The sequence below is a fragment of the Pseudomonas sp. WS 5059 genome (assembly GCF_012985525.1).
Classification (GTDB): Bacteria; Pseudomonadota; Gammaproteobacteria; order Pseudomonadales; family Pseudomonadaceae; genus Aquipseudomonas.
Genome location: NZ_JAAQWO010000004.1, coordinates 328,654 through 354,078, shown reverse-complemented (window position 1 = coordinate 354,078; position 25,425 = coordinate 328,654). Strand labels below are relative to the sequence as shown.

The 25,425-nt window shown below is 63.0% G+C and carries 21 protein-coding genes and 1 pseudogene; 18 read left to right on the top strand and 4 right to left on the bottom strand.

The window, feature by feature from the left end; all coding sequences use genetic code 11:
- Nucleotides 1-59: 59 nt before the first annotated feature.
- Nucleotides 60-314 (bottom strand): hypothetical protein, encoded by a 255-nt coding sequence (locus tag HBO12_RS13975; RefSeq protein WP_170042278.1) that lies wholly within the window; start codon nucleotides 312-314, stop codon nucleotides 60-62.
- A gap of 29 nt (nucleotides 315-343) precedes the next feature.
- On the opposite strand from HBO12_RS13975, the gene putA reads away from it, so the two are divergent.
- On the top strand, nucleotides 344-4,297 hold the full coding sequence (gene putA / locus HBO12_RS13970) for a trifunctional transcriptional regulator/proline dehydrogenase/L-glutamate gamma-semialdehyde dehydrogenase (RefSeq protein ID WP_169952318.1): 3,954 nt from the start codon (nucleotides 344-346) through the stop codon (nucleotides 4,295-4,297).
- A 269-nt stretch (nucleotides 4,298-4,566) separates the two neighbouring features.
- Nucleotides 4,567-6,369 carry an acyl-CoA dehydrogenase gene (locus HBO12_RS13965; RefSeq protein WP_170042411.1) on the top strand — a complete coding sequence of 601 codons (1,803 nt, stop codon included), beginning with the start codon at nucleotides 4,567-4,569 and terminating at the stop codon, nucleotides 6,367-6,369.
- Here HBO12_RS13965 and HBO12_RS13960 read toward each other — a convergent pair whose 3' ends face one another.
- Both HBO12_RS13960 and HBO12_RS13955 read right to left on the bottom strand, forming a co-directional pair.
- The gene (locus tag HBO12_RS13960) at nucleotides 6,370-6,663 is read right to left on the bottom strand and encodes a cell division protein ZapA (protein ID WP_169952322.1); all 294 of its coding nucleotides are present in this window, start codon (nucleotides 6,661-6,663) and stop codon (nucleotides 6,370-6,372) included.
- Nucleotides 6,660-6,890, bottom strand: coding sequence for a hypothetical protein (locus HBO12_RS13955; protein ID WP_029299225.1), 231 nt, complete (start codon nucleotides 6,888-6,890; stop codon nucleotides 6,660-6,662). Before HBO12_RS13955 ends, HBO12_RS13960 begins: the two co-directional genes overlap by 4 nt.
- A gap of 158 nt (nucleotides 6,891-7,048) precedes the next feature.
- Between HBO12_RS13955 and HBO12_RS28765 the strand changes: the two are divergent.
- From HBO12_RS28765 to trxC, 6 genes and pseudogenes are all read left to right on the top strand, one after another.
- Nucleotides 7,049-7,888 (top strand): annotated as a pseudogene (locus HBO12_RS28765) (MCP four helix bundle domain-containing protein); the annotation flags it as partial.
- Between the two features lie 30 nt (nucleotides 7,889-7,918).
- Entirely contained in the window at nucleotides 7,919-8,791 is an 873-nt protein-coding gene (locus tag HBO12_RS28760) for a methyl-accepting chemotaxis protein (protein ID WP_463671614.1), read from the top strand.
- A 200-nt stretch (nucleotides 8,792-8,991) separates the two neighbouring features.
- Entirely contained in the window at nucleotides 8,992-10,734 is a 1,743-nt protein-coding gene (locus HBO12_RS13945) for a potassium/proton antiporter (RefSeq protein ID WP_029299228.1), read from the top strand.
- 70 nt (nucleotides 10,735-10,804) lie between these two features.
- Nucleotides 10,805-14,143, top strand: a complete 3,339-nt coding sequence (mscK, locus tag HBO12_RS13940) for a mechanosensitive channel MscK (protein ID WP_169952326.1) — start codon at nucleotides 10,805-10,807, stop codon at nucleotides 14,141-14,143.
- A 48-nt stretch (nucleotides 14,144-14,191) separates the two neighbouring features.
- Nucleotides 14,192-15,655 (top strand): protein adenylyltransferase SelO, encoded by a 1,464-nt coding sequence (gene selO, locus HBO12_RS13935; RefSeq protein WP_170042409.1) that lies wholly within the window; start codon nucleotides 14,192-14,194, stop codon nucleotides 15,653-15,655.
- A gap of 120 nt (nucleotides 15,656-15,775) precedes the next feature.
- Nucleotides 15,776-16,210, top strand: a complete 435-nt coding sequence (trxC, locus tag HBO12_RS13930; protein WP_170042407.1) for a thioredoxin TrxC — start codon at nucleotides 15,776-15,778, stop codon at nucleotides 16,208-16,210.
- A 116-nt stretch (nucleotides 16,211-16,326) separates the two neighbouring features.
- On the opposite strand, the gene HBO12_RS13925 is transcribed toward trxC, so the two are convergent.
- Nucleotides 16,327-17,097: a ParA family protein gene (locus HBO12_RS13925; protein ID WP_169952333.1), complete on the bottom strand. Its 771-nt coding sequence runs from the start codon at nucleotides 17,095-17,097 to the stop codon at nucleotides 16,327-16,329.
- 347 nt (nucleotides 17,098-17,444) lie between these two features.
- Between HBO12_RS13925 and HBO12_RS13920 the strand changes: the two genes are divergently transcribed.
- From HBO12_RS13920 to HBO12_RS13875, 10 genes are all read left to right on the top strand, one after another.
- Nucleotides 17,445-18,164 carry a beta-ketoacyl synthase chain length factor gene (locus HBO12_RS13920; protein WP_170042405.1) on the top strand — a complete coding sequence of 240 codons (720 nt, stop codon included), beginning with the start codon at nucleotides 17,445-17,447 and terminating at the stop codon, nucleotides 18,162-18,164.
- A complete protein-coding gene (locus HBO12_RS13915; RefSeq protein WP_169952337.1) occupies nucleotides 18,140-18,952 on the top strand; it encodes a lysophospholipid acyltransferase family protein in 813 nt (270 codons plus the stop codon). The genes HBO12_RS13920 and HBO12_RS13915 overlap by 25 nt, the downstream gene beginning before the upstream one ends.
- The gene (locus HBO12_RS13910; protein WP_032862152.1) at nucleotides 18,930-19,199 is read left to right on the top strand and encodes a phosphopantetheine-binding protein; all 270 of its coding nucleotides are present in this window, start codon (nucleotides 18,930-18,932) and stop codon (nucleotides 19,197-19,199) included. Before HBO12_RS13915 ends, HBO12_RS13910 begins: the two co-directional genes overlap by 23 nt.
- 9 nt (nucleotides 19,200-19,208) lie before the next feature.
- Complete coding sequence (locus HBO12_RS13905; protein ID WP_169952339.1) at nucleotides 19,209-19,463, top strand: acyl carrier protein; 255 nt, start codon at nucleotides 19,209-19,211, stop codon at nucleotides 19,461-19,463.
- Nucleotides 19,460-20,005 (top strand): COG4648 family protein, encoded by a 546-nt coding sequence (locus HBO12_RS13900; RefSeq protein ID WP_169952341.1) that lies wholly within the window; start codon nucleotides 19,460-19,462, stop codon nucleotides 20,003-20,005. The genes HBO12_RS13905 and HBO12_RS13900 overlap by 4 nt, the downstream gene beginning before the upstream one ends.
- Nucleotides 20,002-21,672, top strand: a complete 1,671-nt coding sequence (locus HBO12_RS13895; protein WP_170042403.1) for an acyl-CoA synthetase family protein — start codon at nucleotides 20,002-20,004, stop codon at nucleotides 21,670-21,672. Before HBO12_RS13900 ends, HBO12_RS13895 begins: the two co-directional genes overlap by 4 nt.
- An 80-nt stretch (nucleotides 21,673-21,752) precedes the next feature.
- Nucleotides 21,753-22,487, top strand: coding sequence for a glycosyltransferase family 2 protein (locus HBO12_RS13890; RefSeq protein ID WP_170042401.1), 735 nt, complete (start codon nucleotides 21,753-21,755; stop codon nucleotides 22,485-22,487).
- Entirely contained in the window at nucleotides 22,484-23,422 is a 939-nt protein-coding gene (locus HBO12_RS13885) for an LpxL/LpxP family acyltransferase (protein ID WP_169952347.1), read from the top strand. The genes HBO12_RS13890 and HBO12_RS13885 overlap by 4 nt, the downstream gene beginning before the upstream one ends.
- Nucleotides 23,403-24,947 carry an HAL/PAL/TAL family ammonia-lyase gene (locus HBO12_RS13880; protein WP_169952349.1) on the top strand — a complete coding sequence of 515 codons (1,545 nt, stop codon included), beginning with the start codon at nucleotides 23,403-23,405 and terminating at the stop codon, nucleotides 24,945-24,947. Before HBO12_RS13885 ends, HBO12_RS13880 begins: the two co-directional genes overlap by 20 nt.
- Nucleotides 24,940-25,368 (top strand): acyl-CoA thioesterase, encoded by a 429-nt coding sequence (locus tag HBO12_RS13875; protein WP_170042399.1) that lies wholly within the window; start codon nucleotides 24,940-24,942, stop codon nucleotides 25,366-25,368. The genes HBO12_RS13880 and HBO12_RS13875 overlap by 8 nt, the downstream gene beginning before the upstream one ends.
- The last annotated feature ends 57 nt before the right edge of the window (nucleotides 25,369-25,425 follow it).

The following is a 25,425-nucleotide window of genomic DNA, read 5'->3' as shown; positions in this document are numbered from 1 at the left end:
AAGCCATCAGCCGATGAACCGAACTTTACAATTGGTTGCACCTTGGCCGCGAATGCTATTCAACAAAGCAAATAAGGTGCAACCAGTTTCTTGAGAATTAGTTGCACCTGTAGGCGTTTTTCGGCAAATGGCAGTTTTTTGCTCCTTTTCGGAGCAAGAACAGCCAAATCCAGAAGTAAATGCACCAACAGCAAGCCGATTCCGTCGAGTGAAAATGAATTCTGACGAGCAGTGCGGTTTTCCTGAAGAAAATGGGTTGCACCCGGTTGCACCTCGTACGGCGCAAAGCTAATCTTGCCGCCAGCTGATGCCACGCAGTAGTGGCACCCATGAGGATAAAAATATGGCTACGACCACCCTTGGGGTCAAACTCGATGACCCGACCCGCGAACGCCTGAAGGCCGCCGCGACCTCCATTGATCGCACGCCGCACTGGCTGATCAAGCAGGCAATTTTCAATTACCTGGAGAAACTGGAGGGTGGTGCAACCCTGACCGAACTCAACGGTTCGGGCCTCAAGGACGCGGACGACGCCGGTGAGGTGCAGAACGACCACGCCCACCAGTGCTTCCTCGAATTCGCCGAAAGCATCCTGCCGCAATCGGTGCTGCGCGCCTCGATCACTGCCGCCTACCGCCGCCCTGAGCCGGAAGTGGTGCCGATGCTGATCGAGCAGGCCCGCCTGCCGGCCCAGATGGCCGAAGCCACCAACAAGCTGGCCGCCTCGATTGCCGAAAAACTGCGTAACCAGAAGAGCGCCGGCGGCCGTGCCGGTATCGTCCAGGGCCTGCTGCAGGAATTTTCCCTGTCGTCCCAGGAAGGCGTGGCGCTGATGTGCCTGGCCGAAGCGCTGCTGCGTATCCCTGACAAAGGCACCCGTGACGCGCTGATCCGCGACAAGATCAGCACCGGCAACTGGCAGCCGCACCTGGGCAACAGCCCGTCGCTGTTCGTCAACGCCGCCACCTGGGGCCTGCTGCTGACCGGCAAACTTGTCGCCACCCACAACGAGGCCGGCCTGACGTCCTCCCTGAGCCGCATCATCGGCAAGAGCGGCGAGCCGATGATCCGCAAGGGCGTCGACATGGCCATGCGCCTGATGGGCGAGCAGTTCGTCACCGGCGAAACCATCGCCGAAGCCCTGGCCAATGCGAGCAAGTTCGAAGCCAAGGGCTTCCGCTATTCCTACGACATGCTCGGTGAAGCTGCACTGACCGAACACGATGCACAGAAGTACCTGGCCTCGTACGAACAAGCCATTCACTCCATCGGCAAAGCCTCTCACGGCCGTGGGATTTATGAAGGCCCGGGCATCTCCATCAAGCTGTCGGCCCTGCACCCGCGCTACAGCCGTGCCCAGTACGAGCGCGTGATGGACGAGCTGTACCCGCGCCTGCTGTCCCTGACCCTGCTGGCCAAGCAATACGACATCGGCCTGAACATCGATGCCGAAGAAGCCGACCGCCTGGAGCTGTCCCTGGACCTGCTCGAGCGCCTGTGCTTCGAGCCGCAACTGACCGGCTGGAACGGTATCGGTTTCGTGATCCAGGCCTACCAGAAGCGCTGCCCGTACGTGATCGACTACGTGATCGACCTGGCACGCCGCAGCCGTCACCGCCTGATGATCCGCCTGGTAAAAGGCGCGTACTGGGACAGCGAGATCAAGCGCGCCCAGGTCGAAGGCCTGGAAGGCTACCCGGTCTACACCCGCAAGGTGTACACCGACGTTTCCTACATCGCCTGCGCACGCAAGCTGCTGTCGGTACCGGAAGTCATCTACCCGCAGTTCGCCACGCACAACGCCCACACCCTGTCGGCCATCTACCATATTGCCGGCCAGAACTATTACCCCGGCCAGTACGAGTTCCAGTGCCTGCACGGCATGGGTGAACCGCTGTACGAACAGGTTGTAGGCAAGGTTTCCGAAGGCAAGCTGAACCGTCCGTGCCGCGTGTACGCTCCGGTCGGCACCCACGAAACACTGCTGGCCTACCTGGTGCGTCGCCTGCTGGAAAACGGCGCCAACACCTCGTTCGTCAACCGGATCGCCGACCAATCCATCTCGATCCAGGAGCTGGTGGCCGATCCAGTGGCCAGCATCGAGCAGATGGCTACGCTGGAAGGCGGCTTCGGCCTGCCGCACCCGCGTATCCCACTGCCGCGCGACCTGTATGGCAGCGAGCGCGCCAACTCGGCCGGTATCGACCTGGCCAACGAACACCGCCTGGCGTCGCTGTCCTGCGCCTTGCTGGCCACCGCGCACAACAACTGGAAAGCCGCGCCGATGCTCGGCTGTGCTTCGAGCAATGAAGCCGCTGTGCCGGTACTGAACCCGTCCGACCTGCGGGATGTGGTCGGTCATGTCCAGGAAGCCACGGTCGAAGACGTCGACAACGCGATCCAGTGCGCCCTCAACGCCGCACCGATCTGGCAGGCCACCCCGCCGGCCGAACGCGCCGCGATCCTGGAACGTGCCGCCGACTTGATGGAAGGCGAGATCCAGCCGCTGATGGGCCTGCTGGCCCGCGAAGCCGGCAAGACCTTCGCCAACGCCATCGCCGAAGTGCGTGAAGCCGTGGACTTCCTGCGCTACTACGCAGTGCAGGCGCGTAACGACTTCACCAACGACGCCCACCGCCCACTGGGCCCGGTAGTCTGCATCAGCCCGTGGAACTTCCCGCTGGCGATCTTCAGCGGCCAAGTCGCCGCCGCACTCGCCGCCGGCAACCCGGTACTGGCCAAGCCGGCCGAACAAACCCCGCTGGTTGCCGCGCAAGCCGTGCGCCTGCTGCTGGAAGCCGGCATCCCTGAAGGCGTGCTGCAACTGCTGCCGGGCCAGGGCGAAAGCGTCGGTGCCCGCCTGGTGGGTGATGATCGCGTCAAAGGCGTGATGTTCACCGGCTCCACCGAAGTGGCGCGCCTGCTGCAACGCAACGTCGCCGGGCGCCTGGATGCCCAGGGCCGCCCAATCCCGCTGATCGCCGAAACCGGTGGCCAGAACGCGATGATCGTCGACTCCTCGGCCCTGACCGAACAGGTGGTGATCGACGTCGTGTCCTCGGCCTTCGACAGTGCCGGCCAGCGTTGCTCTGCCTTGCGCGTACTGTGCCTGCAGGAAGACTCGGCAGACCGCGTCATCGAAATGCTCAAGGGCGCCATGGCCGAATGCCGTCTCGGCAATCCGGAGCGCCTGTCCGTGGATATCGGCCCGGTAATTGACGCCGAAGCCAAGGCGGGCATCGAGAAACACATCCAGGCCATGCGCGACAAGGGTCGCACCGTGTATCAGGTGGCAATCGCCGACAGCGAAGAAATCAAGCGCGGCACCTTCGTGATGCCAACCCTGATCGAGCTGGAAAGCTTCGACGAGCTGCAACGGGAGATCTTCGGCCCGGTCCTGCACGTGGTGCGCTACAAGCGCAAGGAAATCGACCAGTTGATCGGTCAGATCAATGCTTCTGGCTACGGTCTGACCCTGGGCGTGCACACCCGTATCGACGAGACCATCGCCAAGGTGATCGACAACGTCCATGCCGGTAACGTCTACGTCAACCGCAACATCGTCGGGGCCGTGGTCGGCGTGCAGCCATTCGGCGGCGAAGGCTTGTCGGGCACCGGTCCGAAAGCCGGTGGCCCGCTGTACCTGTACCGCCTGCTGTCGACACGTCCTACCGATGCGATCGAGCAATCCTTCGTACGGGGTGACGCACTGGCCGCGCCGGATGTACGTCTGCGTGACGCCATGAGCCAACCGCTGACCGCCCTGAAAACCTGGGCCGAGAGCAATAAGTTCAGCGACCTGGGCGCCCTGTGCAACCAGTTCGCCGCGCAATCGCAAAGCGGTATCACCCGCCTGCTGGCCGGCCCGACCGGCGAGCGCAACAGCTACGCCATCCTGCCCCGCGAGCACGTACTGTGCCTGGCAGAGGTGGAAGGCGATCTGCTGGCGCAACTGGCGGCGGTATTGGCTGTAGGCAGCTCGGCGGTATGGCCGGAAACTGACCTGACCAAGGCGCTGTTCCCACGGCTGCCGAAGGAAGTTCAGGCGAAGATCCAGCGCGTGGCCGACTGGACCAAGGACGAAGTGATCTTCGATGCGGTCCTGCACCATGGCGATTGCGACCAACTGCGCGGGGTTTGCCAGCAAGTGGCGCAGCGTAGCGGCGCGATTGTCGGGGTCAACGGCCTGTCTTCGGGCGAAACCAACATTGCGTTGGAGCGCCTGGTGATCGAACGTGCATTGAGCGTCAACACCGCTGCGGCGGGTGGTAACGCAAGCTTGATGACCATCGGCTAATCAATCCAGTGGGGCACCTGCAATGGGTGCCCCGCTGCATTGCATGGGTCGAAACCGGATAAATGTGGGAACGGGCTTGCCTGCGATAGTGGCGGGTCAGCCAAGCAAATATTGCCTGGCCTACCGCCATCGCCGGCAAGCCAGCTCCCACATTGACCGCGTCATACCTTTGCGCTGTGTTTTGCTGCTCCATCACCCAGATCAATCTTGCTATCGCGCCTCTATTCGCGCACTTAGACTGCGGCCTATTCCCACATAGGTAAGCCGCCATGTCCGAGACGCTCCTCAGTTCCCGCAATCTGGCTTTCGAGCTGTATGAAGTCCTCGATGCCGAGGGCCTGACCCAGCGCGAGCGGTTTGCCGAACATAATCGCGAAACCTTCGATGCCGCCATCGGCACTGCCCGCAGCGTCGCCGAAAAGTACTTCGCCCCGCACAACCGCAAAGGTGACGAAAACGAACCGCGCTACGAAGACGGCCAGGCGATCCTGATCCCGGAGGTGAAACCTGCCGTGGATGCCTTCCTCGAAGCCGGCTTTCTGAATGCGGCGCGCAGTTTCGAAGCCGGGGGCATGCAACTGCCGACACTGCTGTCCCAGGCCTGCTTTGCGCATTTCCAGTCAGCCAATGCGGCTTCCACTTCGTACCCGTTCCTGACCATGGGCGCGGCCAATCTGATCGAAAGTTTTGGCACCGAGGAGCAGAAGCAGCGTTTTCTGCAACCGATGATCGAAGGCCGGTTCTTCGGCACCATGGCCTTGACCGAGCCCCATGCCGGCTCGTCGCTGTCGGATATCCGCACCCGCGCCGAACCGGCGGCGGACGGCACTTACCGGCTCAAGGGCAACAAGATCTTTATCTCCGGTGGCGACCACCCGCTGTCGGAAAACATCGTGCACATGGTCCTGGCCAAACTGCCGGACGCGCCCGCTGGGGTGAAGGGCATTTCGCTGTTTATCGTGCCCAAGTTCCTGGTCAACGAGGACGGCAGCCTGGGCCCGCGCAATGATGTGCTGCTGGCCGGGCTGTTCCACAAGATGGGTTGGCGCGGCACCACTTCGACGGCGCTGAATTTCGGCGATAACGGCGAGTGTGTCGGCTATCTGGTGGGCAAGCCGCACCAAGGCCTGGCGTGTATGTTCCAAATGATGAACGAGGCACGGATTGGCGTCGGCATGGGCGCGGTGATGCTTGGCTACGCCGGTTACCTGTATTCCTTGGAGTACGCCCGGGAACGCCCGCAAGGCCGCCTGCCGGACAGCAAGGACCCGAACACCGCACCGGTGTCGATCATCCAGCACGCCGATATCAAGCGCATGCTGCTCACGCAAAAAGCCTATGTGGAAGGCGCCTTCGACCTGGGCCTGTACGCCGCGCGGCTGTTCGATGACACCACCACCCTGGACAACGAAACCGCGCGCAAGCAGGCCCATGAATTGCTCGATCTGCTGACGCCGATCGTCAAGTCCTGGCCCTCGGAGTTCTGCCTCAAGGCCAACGAACTGGCGATCCAGATTCTCGGCGGCCACGGCTACACCCGCGAATACCCGGTGGAGCAGTACTACCGCGACAACCGTCTGAACCCGATCCACGAAGGCACCCACGGCATCCAGTCCCTGGACCTGCTGGGACGCAAGCTGGGGCAAAACGGCGGCGCGGGCTTGAAGCAGTTGATTCGCCTGATCGCCGAGACGGGCGCACGGGCGCAGGAATATCCGTCACTCACGCCATTGCGCGAGCCGCTGGAGCAACTGGTGACACGCCTGCAAAGGGTGACCCTGGGACTGTTGACGGATCTCGCCCAGGGCAAGGTCAACAGTAGCCTGGCGAACTCGGCGCTGTACCTGAAAGTGTTTGGGCATACGGTGATTGGCTGGCGCTGGCTGGAACAGGCGATCCGCGCCGAAGAAGGGTTGGCCAGGGGCAATGCGGCGGATGTGGCCTTCTATAAAGGCAAGCTGCAAGCGGCCCGGTACTTCCTGACGTGGGAAGTACCGGGCTGCCATCATGAACTTTCGATCCTGGAAACTCGGGACGATACGTGCCTGGCCATGCAGGATGAATGGTTCTGATCAGGGCTGGCCGATGGCCTTGGCAATCACGTCGACCGTGGCGCTGACTTGCTCTTGGTAACGGTCGAGTTCCTGCTGGTGACGCTGCTGCATGTCGATCTGCTCGGCACATAGATTCAGCGCCGCCAGCACCAGCAGCTTGTCGCCGATCAGGGTCGGGTACTTCTGCTTGGTGGTGGCCAGGGACGCCTTGAGCAGGGTCACGGCCTTGAGCAGGGTGTTGTCTTCCCCGTCCGGTGCCTTGATCGAGTAATCCTCACCGAGAATCGAAACGACCTTTATCCCTTCACTCATGCGCTCACAGGACCTGCGCTCACACGCTCAACCAACGCCTGGATACGGGCTGCAGTGGCGCCCTGCTTTTCTTCCTGTTCCATCAGGTTCAGTTGCAAGCTGTCGTTCTCATCCTTGGCGCGGGCCAGTTCCGCCTTGAGGGATTCGTTGGTGCCCAACAATGCTTGATTCTGCTGCACCAGGTCACTGACCAGTTGTTCCAGTTGGCTGAGGGATGTTTCTAACATTTTGAATTCTCGGGCTTTTTCAAAGGGCGGTGACGATAAAGAAAATTCACCGTGGAAGCCAGGGTTATCCTGGCGCGCAGCCCCGATTTCACGGGTCAGGCCACGCTGTGGAGCCTTAGTGACTGCATTTACGCCATCTGGTTCCTGAATCCATTCCAATGCGCGCAAGGTGCGACAAAAGCGCACAGCCCCTCAAGACTTTAGTCGTATGTCCGATAGGTCATGCTTACCCCGCCTCAAAGCCGCACGGATCGCGCCTCTCCCAGGACCATTGCATGTCTCTTCGTAATATGAATATCGCGCCGCGCGCGTTTCTCGGCTTCGCGTGCATTGGTGCGCTGATGTTGTTTCTCGGTATTTTTGCGCTGAACCAGATGAGCAAGATCCGTGGCGCCACCGAAGACATCACCCTGCGCAGCGTGCCGAGCATTCGCGCGCTGGACGACTTCACCCAACTGACCCTGCGCCTGCGCGTGCTGTCCTACCGCTTGCTGACCAACCGCGAGCCGGATGTGCAACAAAAGACCCTGGAAGCCTTTGAATTGCGCAACCAGCAGATTCGTGCCGCCCAGAGCGTGTACGAAAAGCTGATCGACAGCCGCGAGGAGCGCTCGGCCTACGACGATTATGTACGCCTGCTGGGCCAGTACCGGCAGATCGAAGAGCGGATGAAGAGCCTGTCGCGCAACAATCAGACCGAAGAGCTGCGCACCTTGCTCAACACCGAACTGCTGAGCAACTCCGAGGCGGTCAACGCGGTGCTGACGCGCCTGCTGGACATCAACAATTCGATGGCCAACGACAGCAACCAGAAAGCTGCCGATCAATATGATTCAGCCTTTGACCTGGTAGTGGCCCTGCTGGTGCTGGCCACGGCGCTGACTGTGCTGTTTGCCTGGCTGCTGACCCGCAGCATCACCCTGCCCATTGCCCAGGCCCTGGACGCCGCCGAGAACATTGCCGAAGGCAACCTGACCCAGCCGATCAAGGTCGATGGCGACGACGAAGCCGGCCGCCTGTTGCGCGCGATGAATAAAATGCAGGAGAAATTGCGCGACACCCTGCAGCGCATTTCCGGCTCGGCCACTCAACTGGCCTCGGCTGCCGAAGAGCTGAACGCCGTCACCGACGAAAGCGCCCGTGGCCTGACCCAGCAGAACAACGAAATCGAGCAGGCAGCCACCGCTGTCAACGAGATGACCAGCGCCGTCGAAGAAGTCGCGCGCAATGCGGTCAGCACCTCCGAGGCCTCGAAAAACGCCACCACCTCGGCGGGCGATGGCCGCGACCTGGTGCAGGAAACCGTCAGCGCCATCGAACGCATGAGCGGCGATGTACAGGGCACCGCCACCCTGATCGGCGCCCTGGCCGAAGAATCGCGGGATATCGGCAAGGTGCTGGATGTGATTCGCGGCCTGGCCGACCAGACCAACCTGCTGGCCCTGAACGCCGCCATCGAAGCGGCGCGTGCCGGGGAAGCCGGGCGTGGTTTTGCGGTGGTTGCCGATGAAGTAAGGGCCCTGGCCCATCGCACCCAGCAATCGACCAGTGAAATCGAGCGGATGATCGGCAGTATCCAGGCCGGCACTGAACAGGCGGTGGACTCGATGCGCAACAGCACCGAGCGCGCCGAGTCGACGCTCAATATCGCCAAAGGCGCAGGGATGTCCCTGGATACCATCAACAGCGCGATTATCGAGATCAACGAGCGCAACCTGGTGATCGCCAGCGCCGCCGAAGAGCAGGCCCAGGTCGCGCGGGAAGTGGACCGCAACCTGGTGAACATCCGCGACTTGTCGGTGCAATCGGCCACGGGCGCCAGCCAGACCAGTGCGGCCAGCGGCGAGTTGTCACGCCTGGCGGTGGATTTGAATGGGATGGTGGGACGTTTCCGCCTCTGAAATACAGTCACCCCCTGTAGGAGCTGGCTTGCCTGCGATGGCAGCGCCGCGGTGAGCCTGATTCACCAAGGCGCTGCCATCGCAGGCAAGCCAGCTCCTACAAAAGCTTTTTGACAGCGCAGCAATTCAACAGGTTAGAATCGCTGGCACGCAGGCTGCATGGTCAGTCTGCGCCTCGCCTTAATTCCGGAGTACTGCCTTTGAATGCGACGACCATCAACAGCCTGTTCTTGATCGGCGCGTTGCTGGTAAGTGCGAGCATTCTGGTGAGTTCTCTTTCGTCCCGCCTGGGGATCCCGATCCTGGTGATTATCCTGGCCGTGGGCATGATTGCCGGCGTCGATGGCGGCGGGATTATTTTCGATAACTACCCTACCGCGTACCTGGTGGGCAACCTGGCATTGGCAGTGATCCTGCTCGATGGCGGCTTGCGGACCCGGGTCGCGAGTTTTCGCGTGGCACTGTGGCCGGCCCTGTCGCTGGCGACCGTGGGGGTGTTGATAACCACCGGCCTCACCGGTATGGCGGCGGCCTGGCTGTTTGACCTCAATATCATCCAGGGCCTGCTGATCGGCGCCATCGTCGGCTCCACCGACGCCGCCGCCGTGTTCTCGCTGCTGGGCGGCAAGGGCCTGAACGAACGGGTCAGCGCCAGCCTGGAAATCGAATCCGGCAGCAACGACCCGATGGCGGTGTTCCTCACCGTAACCCTGATCGACATGCTCGCCAGCGGCCAGACTGGCCTGCACTGGAGCCTGTTGACCCACCTGATCCGCGAATTCGGGATCGGCGGCATTATCGGCCTGGGCGGCGGTTGGTTGATGCTGCAACTGGTCAACCGGATCAACCTGGCAAACGGCCTGTACCCGATCCTGGTGATCGCCGGCGGCCTGTTCGTCTTCGCCTTGACCAACGCCCTGCACGGCAGCGGCTTCCTCGCCGTGTACCTGTGCGGCCTGGTGATCGGCAACCGTCCGGTGCGCAGCCGCCACGGCATCCTGCATATGCTCGACGGCATGGCCTGGCTGGCGCAGATCGGCATGTTCCTGGTGCTGGGGCTGCTGGTCACGCCCCATGACCTGCTGCCCATCGCCCTGCCGGCCCTGGGCCTGGCGCTGTGGATGATCCTGTTTGCGCGGCCGCTGTCGGTGGCGGTTGGCCTGCTGCCGTTCAAGGCGTTTCATGGCCGCGAAAAAGTGTTTATCGCCTGGGTCGGCCTGCGCGGCGCGGTGCCGATCATTCTTGCGGTGTTCCCGCTGATGGCCGGTTTGCCCCATGCCCAGCTGTATTTCAACCTGGCGTTCTTCATCGTGCTGGTGTCGTTGCTGGTGCAGGGCACCAGCCTGCCGTGGGTAGCCAAGCTCTTGAAAGTAACGGTACCGCCCGAGCCCGCGCCGATTTCCCGGGCGGCCCTGGAAGTACACGTCACCAGCGAGTGGGAGTTGTTCGTCTACCGCCTGGGGGCCGAGAAATGGTGCATCGGCGCCGCCCTGCGCGAGCTGAAAATGCCCGAAGGCACGCGGATCGCCGCCCTGTTTCGCGGCCAGCAACTGCTCCATCCGTCGGGTAGTACGGTGCTCGAAGCCGATGATTTGCTGTGCGTGATCGGCCATGAACACAACCTCGCCGCCCTCGGCAAGCTGTTCAGCCAGGCGCCGCAACGGGGCCTGGACCTGCGCTTCTTCGGCGACTTCGTGCTCGAAGGCGACGCCCAGCTGGGCGCGGTGTCGGCGCTGTACGGGCTCAAGCTCGACGGCATCGATCCGGACATGCCGCTGGGCCAGTTCATCACGCAGAAGGTCGGTGGCGCCCCCATCGTCGGCGACCAGGTGGAGTGGAACAACACCATTTGGACAGTCGCCGTGATGGACGGGAACAAGATCGGCAAAGTCGGCGTCAGATTCCCCGAAGGAAGTCGCCCGGCCCCCGGACTCTTCCTCTAAACTGCGGGGCGACGGTGTGCCATTGGCCATCAACACGCCCCCTATTCTTCATCTTGTTCGACCGGTCTCTATGACAATCCTGCGCACTTTTTTAGCCACTGCCCTGCTGGGCCTGAGTCTCTGCGTCAGCCCGGTATTCGCCGCCGACCCGCCAAGCATCGAAAGTGTGCAACAGACCCTGGACAAGCTGCCGGACCGCAAACTGCCTGACGCCGACATGAAGGCGCTGCAAAATGTGTTGCAGCAGACCCTGACGTTGCTGGGCAACAAGCAGGACTACGAGCAACGCCTGAGCGATCTCAAGCGCCAATTGCAAGACGCGCCACGCCAGACCACGGAAAACGCCCGTGAACTGGCCCGGCTCAAGGCCACCAAGGTGGTCCCGGTCGCCCAGCGCTACGCCAGCCTGCCAGTGCCGCAGCTCGAACAACTGCTGGTGCAGCGCAGCACCCAGCAAGGCGACCTACAAAAGGAGTTGGCCGACGCCAACAGCCTGAGCATCGCCGCCCAAACCCGCCCCGAGCGTGCCCAGACCGAAATCAGCAACAGCCAGACGCGCATCCAGCAGATCAACGGCATCCTCAAGGCCGGCAAGGACAATGGCAAACCGCTAAATGGCGACCAGCGCAACCTGCTGAACGCCGAACTGGCGGCGCTCAACGCCTTGATCCCGCTGCGCCGCCAGGAGCTGGCGGGCAACAGCCAACTGCAAGACCTGGGTAACAGCCAACATGACCTGGCGGTGGAAAAAACCGCGCGCCTGGAGCAGGAAATCCAGGACCTGCAAACCCTGATCAACCAGAAACGCCTGGCCCAGTCCCAGGAAACCGTGACCCAGCAGTCCATCGAAGCGCAGAAAGCCGGTGGCAGCAGCCTGCTGGCTACGGAAAGCGCAGCCAACCTGAAACTCTCTGACTACCTGCTCAAAAGCACCGACCGGCTCAATGAGCTGACCCAGCAGAACCTGCAAACCAAACAGCTGCTGGACAACGTGACCCAGAGCGATTCGGCCCTGGACGAGCAGATCAACGTGCTCAAGGGCAGCCTGCTGCTATCGAAGATCCTCTATAAACAGAAACAGGCCTTGCCGCGCCTGAAGGTCGACCGCGACCTGGCCGACGATATCGCCAACATTCGCCTGTACCAGTTCGAGGTCAACCAGCAGCGCGAACTGATCAGTTCGCCCAGCACCTACGTCGACAACCTGCTGGCCAACCAGCCCGAGGACCAGGTCACGCCACAGTTGCGCCGCACCCTGCTGGAGCTGGCCGTGACCCGCAGCGACCTGCTCGAACGCCTGAGCCGGGAGTTGAGCGCGCTGCTCAACGAATCCATCACCCTGCAACTGAACCAGAAACAACTGCTCAGCACCGCCGCCAGCCTGCGCGCGACCCTCGACGAACAGATGTTCTGGATCCCCAGCAACAAGCCGCTGGACGTCGAATGGCTCGAAGGCGTGCCCAACCGCCTGAGCAAACAGGTCGACACCCTGCCCTGGGCCTCCAGCCTCAGCGAACTGTATGACGGCCTGGCCCAGCGCCCGCTGCTGTTCCTGCCCCTGCTGCTATTGATCGGCGCGCTGTTGTGGCGGCGCAACAGCCTCTACGAGCGCCTGAAAAAAATCCATATGGATATCGGGCACTTCAAGCGGGACAGCCAGTGGCACACCCCGGTCGCGATCCTGGTGAATATCCTGCTGGCCTTGCCGGTAACCCTCGGCCTGGCGCTGTGCGGCTACGCCCTGCAGATCGATGCACGCGGGCAGAACGCCAACCTGGGCATGGCCCTGGTGCAAATTTCCCAGGCGTGGCTGGTGTTCTACACCGCCTATCGCATCCTCGCGCCGGGTGGCGTGGCCGAATTGCATTTCCGCTGGGAAAAACCCCAGGTCGAGTTTCTCCAGGGCTGGATCCGCAAGCTGGGGCTGGTGGTGCTGGCGCTGGTGGCCGTGGTGTCCATCGCCGAACACCAGCCGGCAGCCCTGGCCGATGATGTGCTGGGCATCGCCGTAGTCCTCACCTGTTATGGGCTGATGGCCTGGCTGCTCAGCCGCCTGCTGCTCAACAGCCCGACCCATGAAAAGGCCTCGCTGTTTCGCAAGGTCGTCGGCGTGGCGTTTACCGCGCTGCCCATCGCGCTGTTTATCGCCGTGTGTTTTGGCTACTACTACACCGCGCTCAAACTCAGCGACCGCCTGATCAACACCCTGTACCTGCTGATGTTCTGGCTGGTGATCGAAGCCACCTTCGTCCGTGGCCTGGGTGTTGCCGCGCGGCGCCTGGCCTATGCCCGGGCACTGGCCAAACGCCAGGCCGCCAAGGAAGCCGGCGACGGCGAAGTGGTGATCGAGGAACCGACCCTGGATATCGAGCAGGTCAACGAACAATCCATGCGCCTGATCCGCCTGGCCCTGCTCGGCGGCTTTATTGCGGCGCTGTACTGGGTCTGGTCGGACCTGATCTCGGTGTTCTCCTACCTGGACAACGTCACGCTCTACGAATACACCAGCGGCACCGGCGCCAATATCAGCATGGTGCCCATCAGCATCGGCGACATGCTGGGCGCGCTGATCATCATCGGCATTACCTTTGCCCTGGCGCGCAACCTGCCGGGCCTGCTGGAAGTACTGGTGCTGTCGAAGCTGGACCTGGCCCAGGGCAGTGCCTATGCCACCACCACCCTGCTGTCGTATGTGATCGCCGGCGTGGGCTTTGTGTCGACCCTGTCGACCCTCGGGGTGAGCTGGGACAAGTTGCAATGGCTGGTGGCCGCACTGTCGGTGGGCCTGGGCTTCGGCATGCAGGAGATCTTCGCCAACTTTATCTCCGGCATCATGATCCTGTTCGAGCGCCCAGTGCGCATCGGCGACACCATTACCATCGGCAACCTGTCGGGCACGGTGAGCAAGATCCGCATCCGCGCCACCACCATCACCGACTTCGACCGCAAGGACATCATTGTCCCGAACAAAACCTTCATCACTGGGCAACTGATCAACTGGTCGCTGACCGACACCATCACCCGGGTGACCCTCAAGCTCGGCGTGGACTACGGCTCCGACCTGGACCTGGTGAAGGAATTGTTGCTCAAGGCCGCCAGGGATAACCCACGGGTATTGAAAGACCCGGAACCCCACGTGTACTTCCTCAACTTTGGCGAAAGCACCCTGGACCACGAACTGCGCATGCATGTGCGCGACCTCGGCGACCGCAACCCGGTCATCGATGAGGTCAACCGCTTCATCAACCGCGAGTTCAAGAAGCAGAGCATCAACATTTCGTTCCGCCAGATGGAGGTTTACCTGAAGAACCTGCACGGCCAGGAATACAAACTGGTGGAAATCGAGCCCTTGAGCAAGCCGGCCAATGACGGCTCGCCGCAACCCACGCCGCCGGCCAAACTCGACTAACTGCGCTATCCCCAGCAGAATGCTCGGACATTCTGCTGGAGATGGCCGGTGAAAGCCCTCGACGACCTGACCTTCGACAACCGCTTCGCCCGCCTGGGCGACGGTTTCTCAACCCACGTATTGCCCGAGCCCATCGACGAGCCGCGGCTGGTGGTGGCGAGCAACGCCGCCATGGCCCTGCTGGACCTCGATCCAGCCGTCGCCCAGACGCCAGTGTTTGCCGAACTGTTCGGCGGCCACAAGCTGTGGGCCGAGGCCGAACCGCGGGCGATGGTCTATTCCGGGCATCAGTTTGGCTCCTATAACCCGCAACTGGGGGATGGTCGCGGCTTGCTGCTGGGCGAGGTGTATAACGCGGCGGGCGAACACTGGGACTTGCACCTCAAGGGCGCCGGGCAAACGCCGTACTCACGCATGGGCGATGGCCGCGCGGTGCTGCGTTCGTCGATCCGCGAGTTTCTCGCCTCCGAAGCCTTGCACGCCCTGGGCATCCCCAGCAGCCGCGCCCTGTGCGTGATCGGCTCGGACACCCCGGTATGGCGCGAGAAGCAGGAACGCGCGGCCATGGTCCTGCGCCTGGCGCCGAGCCATATCCGCTTTGGGCACTTCGAATACTTCTACTACACCCAGAAAACCGAGCTGCACCAGCAACTGGCCGAGCATGTGCTGAAGTTGCACTTCGCCCACTGCCAGGAGCAACCCGAGCCGTACCTGGCGATGTTCCGCGAGATCGTCGAGCGCAATGCCGAGTTGATCGCCAAATGGCAGGCCTACGGCTTTTGTCACGGGGTGATGAACACCGACAACATGTCGATCCTGGGCATTACCTTCGACTTCGGGCCGTTTGCCTTCCTCGATGACTTCGACGCCCACTTCATCTGCAACCACTCCGATCACGAAGGCCGCTACTCCTTCAGCAACCAGGTGCCCATCGGCCAATGGAACCTCAGCGCCCTGGCCCAGGCGCTGACGCCGTACATCAGCGTTGACGCCCTGCGCGAGACCCTGGGCCTGTACCTGCCGCTGTACCAGGCCCACTACCTGGACCTGATGCGCCGCCGCCTGGGCCTGACCACCGCCGAAGACGATGACCAGAAACTGCTGGAGCGCCTGCTGCAACTGATGCAAAACAGTGGCGTGGACTACACCTTGTTCTTCCGCCATCTGGGCGACGAATCCGCCGCACTGGCCGTAGCGCACCTGCGCGATGACTTTGTCGACCGCGCGGGCTTCGATGCCTGGGCCGACGAGTACAAGGCCCGGGTTGAACGCGACGGCACCGGCAGCGAGGCAGAACGCCGCGAGCGCATGCACGCGGTCAACCCGCTGTACATCCTGCGCAACTACCTGGCGCAAAACGCCATCACCGCCGCCGAATCAGGTGACTACAGTGAAGTGCGACGGCTGCATGAGGTATTGAGCCAGCCATTTGAAGAACAGGCCGGGATGGAGCAGTACGCGCAACGGCCGCCCGATTGGGGCAAGCATTTGGAGATCAGTTGTTCGTCCTAGGATCAAAAGCGCAGCGTGCTCACGCCACGTTAGTCTTCACTGTCGCCTATTCATCTGGCCTTGATAATCCCCGTGACGGGCGCCAGATTGAGCCCATAGGCCACACCCAAGGAGCCCATCATGTCCGATTCTCTTGTAATCCCCTGCCCACACTGCAACGCCCTCAACCGCATCCCCCACGAACGCCTGGGCGATGCCCCAAAGTGCGGGCGCTGCAAGCAGCCGGTGTTGCTCGGCAAACCGTTTGAATTAAGCCAGGGCGATTATTCCAGCCAGATCAAGGGCGATTTACCGCTCCTGGTGGATGTGTGGGCCGAATGGTGCGGGCCGTGCAAGTCGTTTGCGCCGGTGTTTGAACAGGCGGCCGGGCAGTTGGCCGGCAAGTGCCGGCTGGCCAAGCTCGATAGCGAGGCCAACCAGCAGCTTTCGGCGCAATTGGGCATTCGCTCGATTCCCAGCCTGATCCTGTTCAAGAACGGCCGGGAAGTGGCGCGCCAGAGCGGGGCATTTGCGTTACCGCAACTGATGAGCTGGTTGCGTAGCCAAGGGGTGTAACCCTGTAGGAGCGGGCTTGCCCGCGATGGCGAGGGGCAGCTTGATGGATATGCAAGCTGGCACACCGTCATCGCAGGCAAGCCAGCTCCCACATCGAGCGTGCTCATCCTTGATGATCAGGCGTTTTCCAGCAGGTTATGCAACTCCACAAACTGCTGGGTCAGCTTGTGGCGCGGGTCGAGGTGGATCAGCGGTTTGCTCTCCTGGTGGGATTCGCGCATGCGCACCGAACTGGCCAGGTACACCGGCAGTACCGGCAGGCCCTCGGCGATCAACTCGTCCAGCATCTTCTGCGGCAGGCTCGCCCGGGCCTGGAACTGGTTGACCACGATGCCTTCCACTTCAAGGCCTTCGTTGTGGTCCTCCTTGAGCTCTTCGATTTCCGCCAGCAGGCCGTACAGCGCCTGGCGCGAAAAGCTGTCGCAATCGAAAGGGATCAGTACCCGATCAGCCGCGATCAACGCCGAAACCGCATAGAAGTTCAGGGCCGGCGGGGTATCCAGGTAAATCCGGTCGTAATCCTCGGCCAGTTCATCCAGCAGCTTTCGCAGCTTGTTGATCTTGTGCTTGGCCTCGAGCTTGGGCTGCAGGTCCGCCAGTTCTGCGGTGGCGGTGATGACGTGCAGGTTGTCGAACGGGGTTTCGTAGATATCCACCTGGTTTTTCTTCGAAAACGGCCCGGATGACAGGGTCTGCTTGAAGAAATCGGCAATGCCCATGGGAATATCGTCACCCGTCAGCCCTGTCAGGTACTGGGTCGAGTTGGCCTGTGCATCGAGGTCCACCAACAGGGTTCGATAGCCTTCGCTGGCGCTGACCGCCGCCAGGTTGCAGGCGATGCTGGACTTGCCAACGCCACCTTTTTGATTGAACACCACGCGCCGCATGGAAAAACCTCCGTGTATCAATGAATGCCCGAGTGTAGAGGGCAAAAGCGCCCGCTCGCTACCTTGATCAAGCTTGTACTACAGCATCTGAAGACAGATCCCGCATAACTATCTCGTAATACGCCAACCAATAAAGAGTTGCCTGACACCAGCCCCCCGTAGCCATTGGCGGACAATCACTGATTCTTTTCGGCGAATTTGTAATTTCTCGTGAACAATTCTTTACCAAAGTTTGCTAGAACCCCACCGCACCGGGATAATGCGCGCCACTCGGCCATCGCGCCATGCCCCGGTTTTATGGGCAATTTGCAGCACAAGGAAGCCCGCAGGGGCGGGAAATCTTCTCAGTGATCAACTTCAACATCGCCCAATGGCGCGCCTGGGCCCCTGGGCTCGACAGCGTGGATGCCTGGCGCGACTGGTGCCAGGCCCCAGTGTTGGTGGCCCAAAGCGATGCCGCGCCCGATGTGTCGTTCCTGCCGGCCATGCAGCGCCGGCGCCTGAGCCGCCTGGCCCGGATGGCCTTCAGTGTCGGCTGGCCCTTGGCCGACGGCCTGCAGGACCTGCCGCTGGTATTTGTCTCGCGTCATGGCGAAACCCCACGCACCCTGGACATTCTCAGCGACCTGGCCAACGACCAGCCGCTGTCGCCCACCCAATTCAGCCTGTCGGTACACAATGCGGTGATTGGCCTGTGGTCGATCCTGCGTAACGAAACCAGCGAAATGACCGCCCTGGCAGCCGCGGGCGACGGCCTGGAGCACGGCATGCTCGAAGCCGCAGCCCTGCTCAACGAAGGCGCGCCGGTCGTTCTGCTGGTGATTACCGAAGAGCAGCCACCCCTGGCCTACGCGCGGTGGATCGATGATGTGCCGTTCCCCTACGCCCTGGGCCTGCTGCTGACCCCAGGCGACGAATGGCAACTGGCGCTGCACACCACAACGGTCCAACCCACCGAGACCCAGTGGCCCCACGCCCTGAACCTGCTGCGCACCCTGCTCACCGAGCAAGGTGCCTGCCAACATGCCTGGAAGAACCGAGTATGGAACTGGCAACGCAAACCCTGACCGACAAGCCCCGGGACGCCTACTACTGGCGCCTGTTCGCCACGGCAGCCAGCTTCGTGCTGTTCGGCGTGGGCGGCTTGTGCCTGCGCTTGCTGGTGTTCCCGCTGCTCAGTTGCCTGCCGGGGGACGCCCGGCAGCACCAGCGCCGTGCGCGCCTGACCGTCGGGCGGTTGTTCTGGTTCTTTATCAACATGATGTACCGCGCCGGCATTCTCACCTACAGCGTCGAAGGCGCCGAAAAACTCGGGCGCCCCGGGCAGATGATCATCGCCAACCACCCGTCGCTGATCGACGTCGTGGTGCTGATCGGCCTGGTACGCCAGGCCAATTGCGTGGTCAAGCAGAGCCTGTGGCAGAACCCCTTCACCCGTGGCCCCGTGAATGATGCCGGCTATATCAGCAACGATGGCAGCATCGACATGCTCGATGCCGCCGCCAGTGCCCTGCGAGGCGGCCAGACCCTGATTATCTTTCCCGAAGGCACCCGCACCGTGCCGGGCAAAGCCCCGGCCTTTCATCGCGGGGCCGCCGCCATCGCCCTGCGCGGTGCGACAATCATCACCCCCGTGGTGCTCAAGGTCAGCCCGACCACGCTGACCAAGGCCGAGCCCTGGTATCGCATCCCCAACCGCCGCTTTCACTTCAGTTTGCGGGTGGGTGCCGATATAGACCCACAGGTGTTTGCCTCACAAGGGCCACCACCTCAGGCCTCACGCAAGCTCAACGATTATCTGCATCACTATTTCATTAAGGAGCTCGCCGAAGATGAGCAACCCCAACAGCCTTGAACACGAAATCAAAACCCTGATCATCGAGGCCCTGGGCCTGGAAGACATCGACGCCTGCGACATCGGCAGCGAGCAAACCCTGTTCGGCGAAGGCCTGGGCCTGGATTCGGTAGATGCCCTGGAATTGGGCCTGGCGATCCAGAAAAAGTACGGCATCAAGATCGATGCCGACGCCAAGGACACCCGCAATCACTTTATCAACGTGGCCAGCCTCGCGGCGTTCGTCACGGCCCGACAGGCAGCTTGAGACCCGACCATGCAAACTCGTGACGATATCTTCAACACCCTGCGCGACGCCCTGGTGGAACTGTTTGAACTGGAGCCTACGCGGGTCACCCTCGACGCCAACCTGTACCAGGACCTGGAAATCGACAGCATCGATGCGGTGGACCTGATCGACCATATCAAGCGCCAGACCGGCAAGAAAATCGCCGCCGAAGAGTTCAAGGCCGTGCGTACGGTCAATGATGTGGTCGAGGCGGTCTACCGTCTGGTCCAACCGGCCGCATGAGCCGGCTGATCGGCCTTGGCCTGTTGCTGGTAGGGCTGCTGTACCCTTTCGCGGTGTATTACGGCACGGAGCATTTCGCCCCGTGGCAATTCGGCCTGCTGCTGGCGAGCCTCTGGCTGCTGCGCGCGCTGACCGGCCCGCGGCGTCCCGGCAGCGGCTGGATGGCCGGCGTGGCGCTTGTGTTTTGCCTGCTGCTGGCCTGGTTCGACAACCCGCAGTTGCTGCGCTGGTACCCAAGCCTGGTCAGCATCTTCATGCTGGCGCTGTTCGGCCTGAGCCTGAAGTACGGCCCGCCGATGGTCGAGCGCCTGGCGCGCCTGAGCGATCCGCATCTGCCTGAAAAGGCCATTGCGTACACGCGCCAGGTCACCGTGGTGTGGAGTGGGTTTTTCTTGTGTAACGGCCTGCTCGCCGCCGCGCTCACCTTGTGGGCACCGTTGAGCTGGTGGACGTTGTACAACGGCCTGATCGCCTATGGGCTGATGGGGTTGTTGTTTGCCGTGGAATGGCTGATACGACAAAGGGTTCGAGGCCGCGTATGAATTGGGTCAATCTTGAGCATCTGTTGCTTGAGCCTGTGCAACTGCGTTCGGTCACCACTGAACCTGCAATGAACCACGCACAACTGTGCGAACGGGCCCTGAGCCTGGCGGCCGGGCTCAAAGCCCGTGGCATCCAGCGCCTGGCCGTGCACCTGAGCGACGCCGGCGAGCTGGCGATTGCCCTGCTGGGCGCCTGGCGCGCCGGGGCCAGTGTGCTGCTGCCCGCCGACCTGCAACCCCAGACCCGCCAACGCTGGGCCACTGCGGTCGACGCCTGGCTGACCGAAGCGGGCGACCTGGAGGCGCTCTACCACCCGCCGCTCGCCGCCGCAGCCCTGGACCTGGACGCCTGCCAATTGGGCCTGTGCACCTCCGGCTCCAGCGGCGCGCCCAAGCGCATCGACAAGACCCTGCGCCAACTGGCCAACGAGGTACAGGCCCTGGAAGCCTTGTGGGGCGCCGACCTGGGCCGCGCGTGCATCGTCGGCAGCGTCGCTACCCAGCACATCTATGGCCTATTGTTCCGCGTGCTGTGGCCGCTGTGCGCCGGTCGCAGCTTTGTGCGCCAGCAACTGCCGTTCCCCGAAGACTTGCAGCGCGTCAGCCGCCAGCACCCGCATTTCGCCTGGGTGGCCAGCCCGGCCCTGCTCAAGCGCATGGGCGATAACCTCGACTGGACGGCCTTGAGCACGGTCAAGCGCGTGTTCTCCTCCGGAGGCGCGCTGCCCGCCGAGGCTGCCGACAGCCTGCACCAACGCCTGCAGCAGTGGCCGACCGAGATCCTCGGCAGCTCGGAAACCGGCGGCATTGCCTGGCGCCAGGGCCACACGCCCTGGCAGCCGTTTGCCGATGTACGCCTGACTCAGAATGCCGATGGCGCCTTGTGCATTGCCTCGCCGTACCTGCCGGCCGGGCATGTCGAGCAGACGGCCGATGCCGCGCAGATCCACGCAGATGGGCGCTTCGAACTGCTCGGGCGCCTGGACCGGATCGTCAAGCTGGAAGAAAAACGCATCTCCCTGCCGATGCTCGAACAGGCCCTGGCCGACCACGCCTGGGTCGCGGAAGCGCGCCTGGGAGTGGTCCAGGAAAACCGCGCGTCCCTCGGTGCCCTGGTGGTACTCAGTGGCGACGGCCTGCACGCCCTGCGCAACCAAGGCCGGCGCGGCGTCACCCAAGCCCTGCGCCAGCACCTGGGCCAGCACTGCGAAGCCCTGGCCCTGCCCCGCCGCTGGCGCTTGTTGCGCCAGTTGCCGCTCACCCCCCAGGACAAGCTGCCCCAGGCCGATGTCGAAGCCCTGCTGCTGGCGCCGCGCCCCAAGGCGCCGGAATTGCTGGCGCAAGTCGAGACCGACGGCGAATGGACCCTGCAACTGAGCATCCCGCCGGACCTGGCCTACTTCAGCGGCCACTTCCCTCACACCCCGGTGTTGCCAGGGGTGGTGCAGGTGGAATGGGCGTTCAACCTGGGCCAGCAACTGCTCGATCTACCGCCGACCTTTGCCGGCATGGAAGTGCTCAAGTTCCAGCAACTGGTGCGCCCTGGCGACGTGATCGAGTTGCACCTGCGTTTTGATCGCGAGCGGGGCAAGTTGTATTTCGCTTATCGCAATGACAGTGCGGCGTGTTCCAGCGGGCGGGTTTTGCTGGAGAATTCTCATGCATAGGTTGGGTAAGCGCACATCCCAAATGTGGGAGCTGGCTTGCCTGCGATGCAGGCAACTCGGTCCATCAGGTGCCCACCACCATGCATAACCCCTGCGCCCTGATCCCGGTCTACAACCATGAAGCCGCCGTGCCCGCCGTGGTCCGCAGCCTGCTGGACCATGGCCTACCCTGCCTGCTGGTGGACGATGGCAGCAGCCCGGCCTGCGCCGCCGTGCTGGCGCAACTGGCAAGCCTGGATAACGTGTCGCTGCTGACCCTGCCCGTCAATCAAGGCAAGGGCGCGGCAGTGATGGCCGGCTTTCGCGAAGCTGCGCGCCTGGGCTTTACCCACGCCCTGCAAGTGGACGCCGACGGCCAGCACGACCTGCGCGAAGTCGCGCTGTTTCTCGACGCCTCGCGCACCCACCCCGACGCGGTGATCTGCGGCTACCCCGAATACGACGACAGCGTGCCCAAGGGCCGCCTCTATGCGCGCTACCTGACCCATGTCTGGGTGTGGATCAACAGCCTGTCGCTGCAGATCCGCGATTCGATGTGCGGCTTTCGCATCTACCCCCTGGCACCGGTGCTGGCCTTGATGGACTCGGCACGGATCGGCAAGCGCATGGATTTCGACTCCGACATCCTCGTGCGCCTGTCATGGCGCAACCAGCCGATGCGCTGGCTGCCGACCCAAGTGCATTACCCGGCCGACGGCCTGTCGCACTTTCGCCTGGTCCACGACAACCTGCTGATTTCATCCATGCACACCCGGCTGTTTTTCGGCATGTTGCTGCGTGCGCCAATGATCCTCTGGCGACGGTGGCAGGCATGAGCGACAACCCCCGGCACTGGGCCGACCGCCAGGAACGCGGCAGTTTCTGGCTGATGAAACTCACCGCATTCGCCGCCAAGGTCCTCGGGCGCCGGGTGCTGAGCCCGCTGCTGTATGGCATCGTCCTGTACTTTTTCGTGTTTGGCCGTGCCGCGCGCCAGAGCATCTGGCAGTACCAGCAGCGCCTGGCCGACTGGAGCGGGCGCGACGACCTGCGCCCCAGCCACACAAGGGTGTTCGGCCAGTTCATGGCTTTCGCCGACGCCTTGCTGGACAAGCTCGACGTATGGAACGGCAAGCTGCGCCTGGAACAGATCGAAATCATCGACCCGGCCCAATTGCGCGGGCAACTGCGCGGCGAACGCGGGCAGATGCTGGTGGGCGCCCACCTGGGCAACCTGGAAGTGTGCCGGGCCCTTGCGGAGCTGGGTGAGAAAGTCACCATGAACGTGCTGGTGCACACCAAGCACGCCGAACAGTTCAACCGCCTGCTGGGCGAAGCCGGGGCGAGCAACCTGCGGCTGATCCAGGTCAGCGAGCTGGACCCGGCGGTGATGCTGCTGCTCAGCCAGCGCCTGGACGACGGTGAGTGGCTGGCGATTGCCGGCGACCGCATCCCGCTGCACGGCGGGCGCACGGTGCGCGTGGATTTTCTCGGCCATAGCGCCGCCTTCCCCCAGGGCCCATGGCTGCTGGCCGGCCTGCTCAAATGCCCGGTCAACCTGCTGATGTGCCTCAAGCACCAGGGGCGCTATCGGCTGATCATCGAGCCCTTTGCCCCATTGATCGAATGGAAACGCAGCGACCGCCAGCAGGTGATCGCCCACTGGGCCGCCCGCTACGCCGAACGCCTGGGCCAGTTCTGCCTGCAAGCGCCCCAACAATGGTTCAACTTTTACCCTTTCTGGAAGACCGATGACGACGCATCTGCTTGAGCCGGTAACCTTCGGCGAACTCCCTTTGCGCATCGAAGACGTGCTGGCCCTGGCCAACCGTCAGGCGCCCACCCGCCTGCAAGACGATGCCGGGTATCGCCAGCGCATCGCCAAGGGCGCGCAGTTCCTCGATTCGCTGCTGGACAAGGAAGGCGTGATCTACGGCGTCACCACCGGCTACGGCGACTCGTGCGTGGTGGCGGTGCCGTTGCAGCATGTCGAGGCATTGCCGCGTCACCTGTACACCTTCCACGGCTGCGGCCTGGGCAAGTTGCTCGACGCCCAGGCCACCCGTGCGGTGCTGGCGGCGCGTTTGCAGTCGCTGTGCCACGGCGTGTCCGGGGTGCGGGTTGAACTGCTGGAGCGCCTGCATGCGTTCCTTGAACACGACATCCTGCCGCTGATCCCGGAGGAAGGCTCGGTGGGCGCCAGCGGCGATCTGACGCCGCTGTCGTACGTGGCCGCGACCTTGTCCGGCGAGCGTGAAGTGCTGTTTCGTGGCGAGCGCCGCCTGGCCGCCGACGTACACCGTGAGCTGGGCTGGACGCCATTGGTGCTGCGGCCCAAGGAAGCCCTGGCGCTGATGAACGGCACCGCCGTGATGACCGGCCTGGCTTGCCTTGCCTTCGCCCGCGCCGACTACCTGCTGCAACTGGCCACGCGCATCACCGCGTTGAACGTGGTGGCGCTGCAAGGCAACCCGGAGCACTTTGACGAACGCCTGTTCGCCGCCAAGCCGCACCCCGGGCAGATGCAGGTTGCGGCGTGGCTGCGCAAGGACCTGGCCATCGACGCCCCGACCGCGCCGCTGCACCGTTTGCAGGACCGCTACTCGCTGCGCTGCGCGCCCCACGTCCTCGGCGTGCTGGCCGACAGCCTGAACTGGCTGCGTTCGTTTATCGAGATCGAGCTCAACAGCGCCAACGACAACCCGATCATCGACGCCGAGGCCGAGCGCGTGTTGCACGGCGGGCACTTCTACGGCGGGCATATCGCCTTTGCCATGGACAGCCTGAAAAACCTGGTGGCCAACGTCGCCGACCTGCTCGACCGGCAACTGGCGCTGCTGGTGGACGAGCGCTACAACCATGGCTTGCCGAGCAACCTGTCGGGCGCCCCGGCGGACCGCGCGATGATCAACCACGGCTTCAAGGCGGTGCAGATCGGCACCAGCGCCTGGACCGCCGAAGCGTTGAAAAATACGATGCCGGCCAGCGTGTTTTCGCGCTCCACCGAGTGCCACAACCAGGACAAGGTCAGCATGGGTACGATCGCCGCCCGCGATGCAATCCGCGTGCTGGAGCTGACCGAACAGGTGGCCGCCGCCACCTTGCTTGCCGCCAACCAGGGCGTGTGGTTGCGCGCCCAGGTCACGGATGCCAGGCCGTTGCCGCCGGCCCTGGCCGCGATGCACATCGAGCTGGCCAAGGACTTCCCGCCGGTGATCGAAGACCGTGCCCTGGAGGGCGAACTGCGCCTGTGCCTGCAACGCATCGCCGCGCAACACTGGAGGCTGCATGCGTAGCCCCGGCGTGTTGCATTGCGACACTGAAGTCCTCGTGCCCTTCTTCGACATCGACACGATGAACGTGGTCTGGCACGGCCACTACGTGAAATACCTGGAAATCGCCCGCTGCGCGCTGCTCGACAAGCTCGGCCACAACTACACGGCGATGCTCGAATCCGGCTATGCGTGGCCGGTAATCGATCTGCAACTGCGCTACGTGCGTGGCGCCACCTTTGGCCAGACCCTCAACGTGCGCGCCAGCCTGGTGGAGTGGGAGAACCGCTTGAAGGTCAACTACCTGATCACCGACCTTGCCAGCGGCGAACGCCTGACCCGCGCCAGCACCGTGCAAGTGGCCGTCGAGATTGCCAGCCGCGAGATGCAACTGGCCTCGCCCACCGTGTTCATCACCGCCGTCGAAAGGGCCTTGGAATGCTGAGCTTGCCCGCGATGGTCGCCAACAATAACGCGGGGTGCCTGACACTGCGCGGCGCCC

What these genes read in the sequence shown, in the direction of transcription:
- HBO12_RS13955 (WP_029299225.1), bottom strand. Translation starts at nt 6,890, where the DNA reads ATGTTAGAAACATCCCTCAGCCAACTGGAACAACTGGTCAGTGACCTG.
- HBO12_RS13905 (WP_169952339.1), top strand. Translation starts at nt 19,209, where the DNA reads ATGCAAACTCGTGACGATATCTTCAACACCCTGCGCGACGCCCTGGTG.
- HBO12_RS28760 (WP_463671614.1), top strand. Translation starts at nt 7,919, where the DNA reads ATGAATAAAATGCAGGAGAAATTGCGCGACACCCTGCAGCGCATTTCC.
- putA (WP_169952318.1), top strand. Translation starts at nt 344, where the DNA reads ATGGCTACGACCACCCTTGGGGTCAAACTCGATGACCCGACCCGCGAA.
- HBO12_RS13965 (WP_170042411.1), top strand. Translation starts at nt 4,567, where the DNA reads ATGTCCGAGACGCTCCTCAGTTCCCGCAATCTGGCTTTCGAGCTGTAT.
- HBO12_RS13875 (WP_170042399.1), top strand. Translation starts at nt 24,940, where the DNA reads ATGCGTAGCCCCGGCGTGTTGCATTGCGACACTGAAGTCCTCGTGCCC.
- HBO12_RS13885 (WP_169952347.1), top strand. Translation starts at nt 22,484, where the DNA reads ATGAGCGACAACCCCCGGCACTGGGCCGACCGCCAGGAACGCGGCAGT.
- HBO12_RS13880 (WP_169952349.1), top strand. Translation starts at nt 23,403, where the DNA reads ATGACGACGCATCTGCTTGAGCCGGTAACCTTCGGCGAACTCCCTTTG.
- HBO12_RS13910 (WP_032862152.1), top strand. Translation starts at nt 18,930, where the DNA reads ATGAGCAACCCCAACAGCCTTGAACACGAAATCAAAACCCTGATCATC.
- HBO12_RS13925 (WP_169952333.1), bottom strand. Translation starts at nt 17,097, where the DNA reads ATGCGGCGCGTGGTGTTCAATCAAAAAGGTGGCGTTGGCAAGTCCAGC.
- HBO12_RS13890 (WP_170042401.1), top strand. Translation starts at nt 21,753, where the DNA reads ATGCATAACCCCTGCGCCCTGATCCCGGTCTACAACCATGAAGCCGCC.
- HBO12_RS13900 (WP_169952341.1), top strand. Translation starts at nt 19,460, where the DNA reads ATGAGCCGGCTGATCGGCCTTGGCCTGTTGCTGGTAGGGCTGCTGTAC.
- trxC (WP_170042407.1), top strand. Translation starts at nt 15,776, where the DNA reads ATGTCCGATTCTCTTGTAATCCCCTGCCCACACTGCAACGCCCTCAAC.
- mscK (WP_169952326.1), top strand. Translation starts at nt 10,805, where the DNA reads ATGACAATCCTGCGCACTTTTTTAGCCACTGCCCTGCTGGGCCTGAGT.
- HBO12_RS13960 (WP_169952322.1), bottom strand. Translation starts at nt 6,663, where the DNA reads ATGAGTGAAGGGATAAAGGTCGTTTCGATTCTCGGTGAGGATTACTCG.
- HBO12_RS13895 (WP_170042403.1), top strand. Translation starts at nt 20,002, where the DNA reads ATGAATTGGGTCAATCTTGAGCATCTGTTGCTTGAGCCTGTGCAACTG.
- HBO12_RS13915 (WP_169952337.1), top strand. Translation starts at nt 18,140, where the DNA reads ATGGAACTGGCAACGCAAACCCTGACCGACAAGCCCCGGGACGCCTAC.